The organism is Nocardia sp. KT25-26 (genome assembly GCF_056627695.1).
The window spans coordinates 1,628,713-1,641,491 of record NZ_CM152813.1 but is presented as its reverse complement, the minus strand read 5'-3'; the positions used below and the strand labels follow the sequence as shown (position 1 = coordinate 1,641,491).

The window sequence follows — 12,779 nt, the reverse complement described above, 5'->3', positions numbered from 1 at the left end:
AGCCGGGCGCCGGGACCGTCAGACCTCGGCCTGTTCGCGCATCCGCCACCGGATACCGGATTCGATGAAACCGTCGATATCACCGTCGAGCACCGCGGTCGGGTTGTTCACCTCGTGGTTTGTGCGCAGATCCTTGACCATCTGGTACGGGTGCAGCACATAGGAACGCATCTGGTTGCCCCAGGACGCACCTTCGGTGGTCTTGAGCGCATCCATCTGGGCGCGTTCCTCCTGGCGCTTGCGTTCCAGCAGCTTGGCCTGCAGCACGCGCATCGCCGCGATCTTGTTCTGCAGCTGCGACTTCTCGTTCTGACAGGTCACCACGATGCCGGTCGGGATGTGTGTCAGGCGCACCGCCGAGTCGGTGGTGTTGACGCTCTGCCCACCGGGCCCGGAGGAGCGGTACACGTCGACCCGGACGTCGGACTCCGCGATATCGATGTGGTCGGTGGTCTCCACCACCGGCAGCACCTCGACCTCGGCGAACGAGGTCTGCCGCCGGCCCTGGTTGTCGAACGGGCTGATCCGGACCAGGCGGTGCGTGCCCATCTCCACCGAGAGGGTGCCGTAGGCGTACGGGGTCTTCACCGCGAAGGTGGCGCTCTTGATGCCGGCTTCCTCGGCGTAGGAGGTGTCGTAGATCTCGACGGTGTACTTGTGCCGCTCCGCCCACCGCACGTACATACGCATCAGCATCTGGGCCCAGTCCGCGGCATCCACGCCACCGGCACCGGAGCGGATGTTGACCAGCGCATCACGCTGGTCGTATTCACCGGAGAGCAGCGTGCGCACCTCCATCGCCTCGACATCGGCGCGCAGCGCAACCCGCTCGGCGTCGGCGTCGGCGAGCGCCTCGGCCGCCGAGTCGCCCTCCTCGGCCTCGGCGAGCTCGTAGAGCACCGGCATGTCCTCGAGCCGTTGCCGGAGCGCCTCGACCCGCCGAAGCTCACCCTGGGAGTGCGAGAGCTCGCTGGTCACCTTCTGGGCGTGTTCCTGGTCGTTCCAGAGCTCGGGGTCGGCGGCCTGATGCTCCAGCTCGTCGATGCGGCGGCGCAGTTCCTCGATATCGAGAACCGACTCGACCGTCTTGAGAGTGGTGTCGAGTTCGGCCAGATCAGCGGAGACGTCAGGATGCACGATGCCCAAGGCTACCGGATTCCGGCGGCCCGCCGCGCCGGTGGTGCAGTGGACGCCCGGCGGCCGGATCCGGCCCTCAGCTCGCGATCGAGCGCAGGCCGCCCGGGCGGCGGCCGACCACGCGATCCAGGGCCGCGGCGGTCGCGTCGTCGGCCGGCAGCAGGACATACAACGACTGGTCGTCGTCGACCGACAGGTCCAGCGTCTCGTAGGCCAGGCGCAGATTCCCCGCCTCCGGATGAACCAGTCGGGTGACCCCACCGGAGGGCGGCAACCCGGGTAGCCGCTCGAGACGGTCGGTGAACGCCCGGCCTGCGGTCACGGTCAGCTCGTCGACCAGCGCCGCCACGATCGGATCGGCCCGGAACGGGCCCTGTTTGAGCGCAGCCACCAGCTTGTCGGCGGCCGCATCCCAATCCGGGTAGATCTCCCGGGCACCCGGATGCCCGAACACGAAACGGGCGATGTTGGCCGGTTCCTCCTGATCGAACAGGCCGGCATCGCGATACAGCCGCCGGTATCCGGACGTACAGGCCAGCACCTCGGTGAACCGGTTGGTGATCGCGGCGGGCGCCGGATCCAGATGGTCGAGAATGGCCCGGACGGTCGGCCGGACCGTGCGATTCGGTGCGAACTCCCCCTTACAGGAGTAGCCCGCACTACCCTTGGTGAGCCGGTACAGGTGCACCCGCTCCCGCGGGCGCAGCTGCAGCACATCCGCGAGCGCGGACAGCACCGATGCCGACGGATGCCGGTCCCGGCCCTGCTCCAGCCGGATGAGGTACTCGACGCTCACCCCGGCCAGCATCGCGACCTCCGCCCGGCGCAGCCCCGGGGTGCGCCGGCGCGGACCGGCAGGCAGCCCGGCATCGGCAGGTGAGACCGCCTCGCGCCGATTCCGCAGGAACAGTCCGAGCTCGTTCTCACTCATCACCACACCGACGCTACTCACCCGGACCCCGGCCAGGGTGCCCCTGCCACTACCACCCTCCGGGCGACCTTGCTGGGTCGGAGAGGTTGGTCAGGTCACGCGGTAAGCGGCAGAAGCAGATGTTCATTGACAGCAATCGCACCGAGCGGTGGCCTGCGAACGACTGTTGATGCGTTGTGTCCAAGCAGCTTTCAGCTAGGGAGATCCCGCGAAGTGCGTCGACACCAACTCCATCGCCAAAGTTCGCGTCATTGGCTACCTTCAGCTCCATGATCTATCCAGGCGAGGATTCGGCCTCGCGAGTGGCGCTGCTAGTCGACATTGCGCATGCAGACTGGATGCAGGACTGGCCAAACGAGGTGTCCGATCCCGAACGGCTCGATGAATTCGTTTGCCTGCTGCTCGCGAACAAGACCGACTGGGAGCTGAGTTTCTGGTTGCTGGATCTGGTCCTCCAGTCTGCCGAGGAGGATCTGCTCATCACGGCGGCACAGGACGATAAGCCGGAACGAACCGAGCCGTTGGTAGACGCTCTGGTCGCGGTATGGAAAGCCACGCAGGCACCAGGAATCGCGCAGCGGCTCGAGTACTGGGCGTGCCCGGAGGCCTCGGCTCCCGAAGAGATGTTCTTTGTAAGCCCACTGGTACGGGAAGCCTGTCGCAGGTCGGTACACCGCATCGGCAACACATAATCGGCATGAGCGTGTGTCGGCCGGGCCGCCTCCAGGAGCACACGCAACCGAGCGGTATACGGCAATTAAGGATGTTTCGTGGGCGGTCATCTATGCGAAACGCATGACGCGGTCACTGGTACCAGTCGTCGCCCTCCGCACCAGCCCGCCGTTGCAGGTAGTCGGTCAACGAACTGGCGACAAACTTGCGGTCATCGGACTCGTGATCCCACACATACACCCCGGTGTCATGTCCAGATGGCAGCCGGACGAAGCAAAACTGGTCCCCACCGCCGTTGTCGCCAAAGAACATCAGCCGGTCGAAGGACATGTACAGCTCGGCGAATTCGGAGTCGCGTCGGAACTCGATGTTCTGATCGATGATCTCCTGAGCCGACCACACCACCCCGGACCCCCACTCGGCCTGCGCACCGTTCGTGTGCCGCAGCAGATCCCGCAATTCGATCGGCACCGGCTGACCGAGTTGCCGCTCGATCTGATCGATCTCGGCGTCGGAAGCCGGTGGTTCGAATTCGGCATCTGCATAAAGTCCGGCGATCAGGTCCTTCCACATGTGCCAGATCCTGCCACGAGGCGAACACAATCAGTGATGGCTCTTACGGCCTCGAACTCGCATCGCAGGGGGATTCGTCCAGGTGCAGCTCTTTCGGCACTAAAGGATGCGCAGACGGACTACGTGGTCGCGCATCCGATCCGCGTTGGCAGGCTCATGCTGTCTCCCCGTTGCCCGGACTTCGAGGAGTGTGTAACCGACATCTCACCCCGGCCAGCATCGCGACCTCCGCCCGGCGCAGCCCCGGGGTGCGCCGGCGCGGACCGGCAGGCAGCCCGGCATCGGCAGGTGAGACCGCCTCGCGCCGATTCCGCAGGAACAGTCCGAGCTCGTTCTCACTCATCACCACACCGACGCTACTCACCCGGACCCCGGCCAGGGTGCCCCTGCCACTACCACCCTCCGGGCGGCCTCCCTGACGCAGCTCCGGCGGTCGATGCTCGATGCCATGAACGAAACCTCCATGACCGAGACCCCGATGCAACTGGCCGTTGTCACCGGCAGCGTCCGCGAGGGCCGCTTCGGCCCGGTAGTCACCTCCTGGTTCACCGAGCAGGCGCGGGCCCACGGCATCTTCGATATCGACGTGATCGACCTGGCCGACGCCGAGCTGCCGTTGGCGCTGCCCGCTGTCCCGCCGGCCATGGACCCCGACCCGCCGCGCCCGGCGGGCATGGCCGACCTCACCCAGCGGCTGTCGGAGGCCGACGCATTCGTCGTCGTCACCCCCGACTACAACCGCAGCTACCCTGCCGCACTGAAGGCCGCCATCGATTGGCATTTCACCCAGTGGCAGTCGAAGGCCGTCGGCTTCGTCGGTTACGGCGGCGGTACCGGCGGCCTGCTCGCCATCGAACACCTGCGGCAGGTGTTCACCGAGCTCGACGCGCACACCGTCCGTGAGTATGTCGGCTTCCCGCGCTACTACCTGTTGTTCGACGAGGCCGGGAGACTGCGGGAACCGGCGGAGCCGATCGAACAGGCGCGGATCATGCTGGACCGATTGCAGTGGTGGGCAGGCGCGTTGCGCGCGGCCCGCGCAACGGTGGTGGCTGCCTGACCCGAACCACCCGGACTCGGCGGCAACTCCGACTCTCCACTCAGCCCGCGGGTCGGCTGCGCCCGGCAGGACCGCAGCCGTGTCCCGAGCGCCACCTGTTCGCGTCGAACGCACCGTCTCGGTCGGACCGGTATGTCACCAGCGCCTGCATTCGCCACTTCGCACCGCCACGAGCTGCCCAATACGGCAGACTGGCCGGTCAGCAGGCGGTTCCATCGGGGCCCGACCGGGCGAGTGAGGAAAGACGATGACAGACGGACCCCGTCGTACGGCGGTGTTGTTCACCGCGATGCTGTCGGCCGGCCTGATCGGATCAGGGCCCACGACGGCGTCCCCGGATCCGGGTTCGTGCACGCCCTGGGCCACCGAGACGGTGGCCCAGGGGTTCGGGCCGCTGGAGAACCTTGCCTTCACCGGCGACGGCGGCATGTTGCTGTCCGAGATGAGCCTGTCCGGCGACGGCGCGCTCCGCCGGCTGACACCGGACGGAGAACGTGGCACGGTGACACCGGTCGACGGGCCGGGCGGGATCGTGGTCGACGGGCCGACGGCCTATCTCAATACCGGCAACACTTTCGTCTCCGGTGTCACCGGTGGCCGCCACGGCACGATCACCGCGGTCGACCTGCCGAGTGCGACAACCCGTGTGGTCGCCGAAGGACTGCCGATGCCGAACGGGCTGGCCCGGCTCGGCGACGGATCGTTCGTCGTCAGCAACGACATCCGGGGCGGGCTGCACCGAGCCACGGCGGACGGCACCGTGGCGCCCTACGGGCCGCCCGGACTGGCATCCCCCAACGGACTGGCCTACGACGACGCGACCCACCGCTTGTACGTCGCCCAGACCTTCGTGGAACCGACCACGATCACCGTCCTGGACATCGATCGGCCCGAGGTGGCGGCCGCCACCCTGGAACTGCCCGGTTTCGGGCCGCTGAACAGCGCCGATGACATCGCGATCGGGCCGGGCGGCTCGCTCTATGTCGCGCTCAACGGGCTCGGGCAGGTGCACCGCGTCGACCCCGCCGACGGCAGGACCTGCCCGGTCGCCACCGGCCTGCCACTCACCAGTTCGGTGCGTTTCGGCGGCGTCGGCTGGGATCCGCAGTCGTTGTATGCCACGAGTTTCCTCGGCACCGTGGTCCGCATCATGCCTCCGCCGGCAACGTGACACCCGGATCGGATCGCCCGACAGGACTTGTGTGGGACTCGGAGTCTCATTAATCTCGGGGGTGGCTTCAAAGAGAAGGAGACACCGATGACGCTGTCCGCCGCCGCCCCCATCGACGCCGCGACCGCGGCGTACCACGACGCACTCCAGGGACTGTCCGAGGCGTCGGTCCATCGGCATTTCGACCCGTTCGTGGATATCGACTGGGATGCCCCCGAGAACGCGATCACCCCGGACGATCCGCGCTGGATCCTGCCCGTGGAGGACCCGCTGGGCCGGCACCCCTGGTATCAGGCGCAGCCGGTGGAGCGGCAGATCGAGATCGGCATGTGGCGTCAGGCCGGGATCGCCAAGGTCGGCCTGAACTTCGAGCAGTTGCTGATCCGGGCGCTCACGCTGTACGCGTTCAACCTCGACAACAACGACCCCGAGTTCCGCTACGTGACGCACGAGGTCGCCGAGGAATGCAACCACACCATGATGTTCCAGGAGATGATCGACCGGATCGGTCACCGGGACGTCGTGGGCATGGGCCCGATCGACCGCCTCCTTGGCGCCGTCTTCATCACCCCGTCGGTGAAGTTCTTCCCGGAACTGTTCTTCACCATGGTGCTCGGCGGCGAGGAGCCGATCGACCACATGCAGAAGGAGATCCTGCGCGGCAGCGCGAACCTGCACCCGATCATGCAGCGGGTGATGGCGATCCATGTGGCCGAGGAGGCCCGGCACATCTCGTTCGCGCACCAGAAGCTGATGCAGAACGTTCCGAAGATGCATCCGGCCACCCGGTTCGCCCTGTCCCTGCTGTTCCCGTTCACGATGCGGGTGATGGCGGACATGATCATGTCGCCGCCGAAGGAGTTCCTCGAGCGCTTCGACATCCCGAAGTCGGTGATCCGGGATCTGTACTGGCGGCAGCCGGAATCGCAGGCCACGCTGCGCAACATTTTCGGCGATGTGCGGGCCCTGGCCGAGCACACCGGGCTGATGAACCCGGTGTCGAAGCTGACCTGGCGGGCATTCGGCATCGCCGGTAAGGCGACGCGGTATCGGAGCGAACCGGTGCGGGCCGCGGCGTGAACGTGCGAAACGACACCGCGGCGTGAACGCGCGAAACGACACCGCGGCGTGAACGCGCGAGAACGCACTGCGGCACAGGTCGTGCTGTACAGCGCGGTGTACAGTGGGATATGGCCGACTACGAGACTGTTCCGTTGACCGAGTTGCGCGGACAGCTCGGCAACGTCATGGGTGAGGTTGCCGCCACCGGGCGGCCGGTGATCGTGACACGGGAGGGGAAGGAACTGGTGGCAGTGGTTCCCGCGGAAGTGCTCCGGCATGCGGCGCTGCCGCCGGCCTACTTCGACGATTCGCTGCGCCGGGAGATCCTGGGCGGGCTCGACGAACGGATCAACCGGCATCCGGAATCCGAGGTCGCGGCCGTCCAGGATCGCCTCGAGCAGGTGATGGCGGCTCTCGACAACGCCGCTGCGGGCACCGCGTGAAGCGTGCGCCGCGGCGCCGGGAGCCTTCGGCGTGAGCGTCGCCGACCACACCGCACTCACCTCACTGGCCCGATCCCCACTGTTCGGGCAGGTGATCATGCGCCAGTTCACCCAGCAGCGCCGGATCATGGTGGTCCCCAGCGTCAGCCTGATGGCGGCCATGCGGGCGGTCGACAACATCGATGAGCTCGGCCGGCTCCTGGACAACCGGGTGGCGGTGCGCTGGGCCGAACTCGATGCGCCGACCGCGATCCGCGTCGGCACCGGGGTACCGATGGCCGACGATCACACCGATTGGCCTCTGGTCGCTCCGGTGGTGTGGACCGCGCAGAACCTCGATATGCCGGTCCTGACCGCCAATCCCGAGCTGTATCGCGGGTACAAGGTCGCCATCGCGCCGATGCCGTGACCAGGGGCCGGTCCGGCCCCGCCCGTTCGTCCCGGGTACCGTGCACGCTCGAGCCATCGTGACCCGGCTCACAGCCGAAGAGTTCCGACAGCAGTACCAGGGAAACGCGAGGAGATCTGGTTATGCAGTGTTCGACTTCCGTGCGCCGTCCGGCCTTCCTGCGCCGGCTCACCACCGCGATCGCGGCCACCGCCGCCGCGACGCTCGTCTTCGCCGGCCCCGCGGCCGCCCAACCGGACACCGCGGCCACGGTGGACGTCGCCGACGCCATCACCCAGCTGCGCGGTTCGGTGGCCGACGATCCGGCCGCCCTGGATGCCCTGGACGAGCTCGACGCGATCATCGACTCGGGCACGATCGAGGCCGCACTCCCGGCCCAGCCCTTCCAGGTCCCGGCCACCTCGGATATCGGCCGCGGTGACGGCCCGGGCATGTACGGTTCCGGGATCGCACTCGATGTGGACGGTTTCCGGATGGGCTTCTTCGGCGGTCCCGGCACCATCTCCCCCTTCCAGGGTGAGGCGAAGCTGGAGGTCATGTGGCTGAACCTGGCCAACGGCCGCAGCGGTACGGCGGTGCTGGACCAGCACGAGGACATCGCTGTGGACACCACCATCCGCTCGCAGGTCCTCGATCCCGGACCCGGCCTGGTGGTGGCGGCGGTGTACGGCAACCTGTGGCACCGGTGGCCGGTGCCGGTCTCCGACGATCATCCCGACGGCTACCAGTACGCGCTGGGCACCATCCAGCAGCCGTCGTTCGGTGCCGTACAGAGCTGACACTCGGATCCGAGGGCGCCGTGGCCGGAAACCCTCCGGCCACGGCGCTGTTGTGAAGTGACACCAATCCGGGATAACTGTCTGAGACGAGGGTCCCAGAAAGTCATTCTGCTTGCTACTGTGGGCGACAGCACTGGATCTCGAAGAAGCGGTCCGCCCATCCACGGATGGGACCGGTCTGCCGGAAGGCTGTCGATGTCTCTGTCTCTCTCCGTGATCGGCGACGGCGCGCGCCGGGCCGGCGACATGGCGCTCAGCGTCAACGTCATGCGCAAGCGCAAGCTGTTCGATCCGCTGCGCCCCGACCACGCCGTGCGGTCCGCGTACAACGTTCTGAAATTCGGCCCGTTCGCCGGGGTCGTCATGCATGCCGCGCAGACCCGCCCCGAGGCCGGTGCCATCGTCGACGAACAGGGCGAACTCACCTTCGGGGAACTGGACCGGCAAGCCAACGCCTTCGCCCGTGGCCTGCAGGCACAAGGACTCGGCCAAGGTGATGTGGTGGCGGTGCTGGCCCGCGACCATCGCGGCATGGTGCTCAGCCTGCTGGCGACCGGCAAGCTCGGCGTCCGAGCAGTGCTGATGAACACCGGGTTCGCCAAACCGCAGTTCGCCGACGTCGCGGCCCGCGAGAAGGTCAAGGCGGTGTTGCACGACAGCGAGTTCGTCGAGCTGATGAGCGCTATCCCCGCCGAGATCCCGCGCATTCTCACCTGGGTGGACGAAGACGACGAAGTCGATCCCGAACTCCCGACGGTCGCGTCGCTGTCGCAGGGCCGGTCCGGTGCGCCGCTGCCGGCGCCCGCGAAGCCCGGCGGCATGGTCATCCTCACCAGCGGCACCACCGGCACCCCCAAGGGCGCCCCGCGCGACCGGGTGAGCCCGTTCAATTCGGCGCAGTTCCTCGACCGGGTGCCGCTGCCCGCCAACGGCACCATGATCATGGCGGCCCCGATCTTCCACGGCACCGGCCTGTCCCAGTTCACCCTGGGGCTGGCGCTGGGCAACCGGGTGATCTTCCAACAACGCCGCTTCGACCCGGAGCGAACCCTCGCCAATATCGCCGAGCACCGGGCCGACTCGCTGGTGGTGGTGCCCACCATGCTGCAGCGCATCCTGGACCTCGACGAGCAGGTGCTCGCGAAATACGACCCACGCACCATCCGGGTGATCTTCGCGGCCGGTTCGGCGATCCCACCGGATGTGGTCAACCGGACCCTGGACTACTTCGGCGACAGCCTCTACAACCTGTACGGGTCCACCGAATGCGCGGTGATGACCGTTGCGACCCCCGCCGATATGCGTAAGGCACCGACCACGGCGGGTCGCCCGCCGCTCGGGATCAAGATCGCGCTGCTGGACGAGAACCGTAAGCCGATCACGGAACCGAACGTCACCGGGACGATCTTCGTCGACAACGGCTTCGCCTTCTCCGGTTACACCGACGGCCGCACCAAGGAGATCGTCGACGGCATGATGTCCAGCGGCGACGTCGGGCATTTCGACGAGAACGGGCTGCTGTTCATCGACGGCCGCGACGACGACATGATCGTCTCCGGCGGGGAGAACGTCTTCCCCTTGGAGGTGGAGAACCTGATCTCCGGACGGCCCGATGTGTTCGAGGCCGCCGTGGTCGGGGTGGACGACCGCACGTTCGGCAAGCGGTTGCGGGCCATCGTGGTGCCGGGCCCCGAATCCAAGCGGGACCCGCAGGAGATCAAGGACTTCGTGAAGGAGAACCTGGCCCGGTACAAGGTGCCGCGCGAGGTGATCTTCCTGGACGAACTGCCCCGCAACGCCACCGGAAAGCTGCTGCGCAAACCGCTGATGGAGATGCCGTACGAGGGCGAGTGACCGTCGGCGGAGCCGAGTACGACTCGGCTATGATCGCCCGGTGAGCATCCAGTTCGTCCCGGCCCGCCCGCCGGTCCGCACCGCGATCGCGCGGTTGCGGGGTGCGGCGGCCGGGACGTTCTCGGGTGCCCTGTCCGTCGCCGCACACGGCTGGGCCTCCGACGGTACGGCTCCGTCCGGCACCTCGATGGCGCTGCTGATCACCACCGCGACCGCCGTCGGTGCCGTCGTCGCCGGTGCGCGGCCGCTGCGCACCACGACGGTCGGGTTGATCGGCGCACTCGTCGCGGGCCAGCTGCTCGGACACATCGCCATGGGCTGGGGCTCCGGTCATCTGCAGCACGGCGACCTGCAGATGACCCCCGGCATGATCACTGCGCATATCGCCGCGGCCGTCGCCGCGGCGATCGTCGTGCTGGGGGCCGAAGCCACCTACCGCATCGGCTGTGCCGCACTCACCCGTGCCCTGCCGTTCGGATTCCGCCACACCATCGCTCCCGAGCCCGCACCACTGCGGTCGCTGTACCGGGCCGACATCGTCCTGCGCATCCTGGCCGGTACACCGGCGCAGACCCGCGGACCACCACTCGCTCTCGGCTGCTGATTCCATACCGATACACCCGAATCCCGGGCCCACCGCATGCCGCGGAGGCTGCGGGCCATCCGGCACACGGGGGTTCCGGCGGCGTTCGGACGTGTCCGCGAACCGGTCCACTCGGACGAGACGCCGTGAGCATGTCCCGCACCGTGCTGCGCAGTCCACTCACGTCGTGCGGCTGCCGGGCTCACGCCGTCGTGCAGCCGGCCCGCCCGAACCCGGAGCGCCCGACCGATGCCCGATACGAATGCCGTCCGCCCGCGGACACCGTGATCGTGCGGGTAGCACGTGCCGGGGCCCAGGGCACCGGCACGGTCCGCACGCACCGAACCGCGGCTCGGCGTCCGCCACCCGGAGCACGGCCGGGTAGCCGCGCAGTTCGCACGTCCCCGACAAGTGCCCGACCGGGCGCACGCGGTCCCGGCATCGCGCATCGCCCTGGAGCCGTGCCGTGCGTGCGGGGGAACGTGCCGCGCGACACCGTGAACCAGGGTGACGACGCAGCACCGGGGTGTATCGGGTGTTCGACCCGACCGAGAACGAAAGAACATGACACTCACCGACAACGATCCCGGTACCGACAAGCGTTCGGCCCCCGGATCGACCGCACCCGCCCGCACCCGGACGGGTGTGTACCTCCTCGGGCTGCGCCTGCACTTCTACGCAGGCATCTTCGTGGCCCCGTTCCTGCTGATCGCCGCGGTCACCGGCGCTCTCTACGCGATCTCTCCGACCCTGGAATCCATCGTTTCCCGCGACCTGCTCTCGGTGACCGATTCCGGTCCCCAGCGACCATTGGCCGAACAGGTCGATGCGGCGGTCGCAGCACGGCCCGACCTCGAACTGACGGCCGTGGCGCCGGCCCCCGAGCCCGGGCAGACCACCCGGGTCATCTTCGACGATCCGACGCTCGGTGACTCCCAGCGGCACGCCGTCTTCGTGAACCCGCACACCGCCGAACCCGTCGGCGAGGCCATGGTCTACGGCAGCGGCGGCGCGCTGCCGCTGCGGGCCTGGCTCAGCGAACTGCACCGCAGTCTGCATCTCGGCGATTTCGGCCGCCTCTACAGCGAGCTGGCCGCGTCCTGGCTGTGGGTGATCGCCTTGTTCGGGGTGGGCCTGTGGCTGTACCGGGTGCGCCGCCGCCCTGACCGGAAGTCGGCCCGGTGGCTGGTGACCCCGGATCTGTCGAATCCCGCCCGGCGCAAGATGAACTGGCACGCCACGGCGGGCGTGTGGATCCTGCCGATCCTGCTGCTGCTCTCGGTGACCGGGATGACCTGGTCGACCTATGCCGGCGAGAACATCGGCGAGTTGCGGCGGGAACTGAGCTGGACCACCCCCAAGGTGGACACCGGCACCGTGGGACGGCCCGGCCCGGCCACCGGCGCGCATGAGGGGCACGCCGGCGGATCCGATGCGGCGGCCACCGGGACCGCGGTCGACGGAGCCACCGTGGAACGGGTGTACGAGGCGGCCCGTGCCGCGGGGATCACCCGCGGCGTCGAGATCACGGTGCCCGCCGAATCCGGCACCGCGTACGTCGTGAAACAGCGGCGGATGCCGGGAACCTATACCGCCGATTCGGTGGCCGTGGACGGTGCGACCGGGGCCGTCACCGCCCGGCTCGACTTCGCCGATTGGCCGTTGATGGCCAAGCTGACCAACTGGGGTATCGCCTTCCACATGGGCCTGTTGTTCGGTCTGCCCAACCAGTTGCTGCTGCTCGCCGCGATGGTCGCGCTGACGGCCGTCATCGTGCTCGGCTACCTGATGTGGTGGCGCCGCCGCCCCACCCGCGATCCGCGCCGCTACGCAGCCGGAAAACCGCCGAAACGCGGCGGACTCCGCCGCACCCCGTGGTCGATCGTCGTCCCGCTGGCCATTGCCGCCATGGTGATCGGCTGGTTCGCACCGCTGATCGGCCTGCCGCTCCTGGCATTCCTCGCCGTGGACGCGGTCGCGGGCCGCATCCGGCGCGGCCGGGCCGCCACCAGGTGACGTTGCCGGAGTAAGGATGACCGCCCGGGCCGGGTGCGCACAGCATCGGGCCCGGCCGGGAGCGGTACCGGATCGGCTCCCGCCTCTAG

The 12,779-nt window shown here is 68.2% G+C and carries 14 protein-coding genes; 10 read left to right on the top strand and 4 right to left on the bottom strand.

The window, feature by feature from the left end; genetic code table 11:
- Positions 1-18: 18 nt before the first annotated feature.
- Together prfB and AC1HFH_RS07430 are read right to left on the bottom strand one after the other, a co-directional pair.
- Entirely contained in the window at positions 19-1,137 is a 1,119-nt protein-coding gene (gene prfB / locus AC1HFH_RS07435; RefSeq protein WP_480246688.1) for a peptide chain release factor 2, read from the bottom strand.
- Positions 1,138-1,213: 76 nt separating this feature from the next.
- A complete protein-coding gene (locus AC1HFH_RS07430) occupies positions 1,214-2,068 on the bottom strand; it encodes a helix-turn-helix domain-containing protein (RefSeq protein ID WP_480246687.1) in 855 nt (284 codons plus the stop codon).
- Between the two features lie 269 nt (positions 2,069-2,337).
- Between AC1HFH_RS07430 and AC1HFH_RS07425 the strand changes: the two genes are divergently transcribed.
- Positions 2,338-2,760 (top strand): hypothetical protein, encoded by a 423-nt coding sequence (locus AC1HFH_RS07425; RefSeq protein ID WP_480246686.1) that lies wholly within the window; start codon positions 2,338-2,340, stop codon positions 2,758-2,760.
- 112 nt (positions 2,761-2,872) lie between these two features.
- Here AC1HFH_RS07425 and AC1HFH_RS07420 read toward each other — a convergent pair whose 3' ends face one another.
- Both AC1HFH_RS07420 and AC1HFH_RS07415 read right to left on the bottom strand, forming a co-directional pair.
- Positions 2,873-3,211, bottom strand: a complete 339-nt coding sequence (locus tag AC1HFH_RS07420) for an SMI1/KNR4 family protein (RefSeq protein WP_480247761.1) — start codon at positions 3,209-3,211, stop codon at positions 2,873-2,875.
- A 256-nt stretch (positions 3,212-3,467) separates the two neighbouring features.
- Positions 3,468-3,656 (bottom strand): hypothetical protein, encoded by a 189-nt coding sequence (locus AC1HFH_RS07415; protein WP_480246685.1) that lies wholly within the window; start codon positions 3,654-3,656, stop codon positions 3,468-3,470.
- Positions 3,657-3,761: 105 nt separating this feature from the next.
- Between AC1HFH_RS07415 and AC1HFH_RS07410 the strand changes: the two genes are divergently transcribed.
- The 9 genes from AC1HFH_RS07410 to AC1HFH_RS07370 all read left to right on the top strand — a co-directional run bounded on the left by AC1HFH_RS07410 (position 3,762) and on the right by AC1HFH_RS07370 (position 12,690).
- Positions 3,762-4,373, top strand: a complete 612-nt coding sequence (locus AC1HFH_RS07410; protein WP_480246684.1) for an NADPH-dependent FMN reductase — start codon at positions 3,762-3,764, stop codon at positions 4,371-4,373.
- 247 nt (positions 4,374-4,620) lie between these two features.
- Positions 4,621-5,544 (top strand): SMP-30/gluconolactonase/LRE family protein, encoded by a 924-nt coding sequence (locus tag AC1HFH_RS07405; protein ID WP_480246683.1) that lies wholly within the window; start codon positions 4,621-4,623, stop codon positions 5,542-5,544.
- 87 nt (positions 5,545-5,631) lie between these two features.
- Positions 5,632-6,624 (top strand): AurF N-oxygenase family protein, encoded by a 993-nt coding sequence (locus AC1HFH_RS07400; RefSeq protein ID WP_480246682.1) that lies wholly within the window; start codon positions 5,632-5,634, stop codon positions 6,622-6,624.
- 110 nt (positions 6,625-6,734) lie between these two features.
- Positions 6,735-7,049, top strand: coding sequence for a type II toxin-antitoxin system Phd/YefM family antitoxin (locus tag AC1HFH_RS07395; RefSeq protein WP_480246681.1), 315 nt, complete (start codon positions 6,735-6,737; stop codon positions 7,047-7,049).
- 31 nt (positions 7,050-7,080) lie between these two features.
- Complete coding sequence (locus AC1HFH_RS07390) at positions 7,081-7,458, top strand: PIN domain-containing protein (RefSeq protein WP_480246680.1); 378 nt, start codon at positions 7,081-7,083, stop codon at positions 7,456-7,458.
- Between the two features lie 122 nt (positions 7,459-7,580).
- Positions 7,581-8,237 (top strand): hypothetical protein, encoded by a 657-nt coding sequence (locus tag AC1HFH_RS07385; RefSeq protein ID WP_480246679.1) that lies wholly within the window; start codon positions 7,581-7,583, stop codon positions 8,235-8,237.
- A gap of 195 nt (positions 8,238-8,432) precedes the next feature.
- Entirely contained in the window at positions 8,433-10,091 is a 1,659-nt protein-coding gene (locus AC1HFH_RS07380) for an acyl-CoA synthetase (protein ID WP_480246678.1), read from the top strand.
- A 40-nt stretch (positions 10,092-10,131) separates the two neighbouring features.
- A complete protein-coding gene (locus tag AC1HFH_RS07375) occupies positions 10,132-10,695 on the top strand; it encodes a hypothetical protein (protein WP_480246677.1) in 564 nt (187 codons plus the stop codon).
- A gap of 543 nt (positions 10,696-11,238) precedes the next feature.
- The gene (locus tag AC1HFH_RS07370; RefSeq protein ID WP_480246676.1) at positions 11,239-12,690 is read left to right on the top strand and encodes a PepSY-associated TM helix domain-containing protein; all 1,452 of its coding nucleotides are present in this window, start codon (positions 11,239-11,241) and stop codon (positions 12,688-12,690) included.
- Positions 12,691-12,779 lie beyond the last annotated feature (89 nt).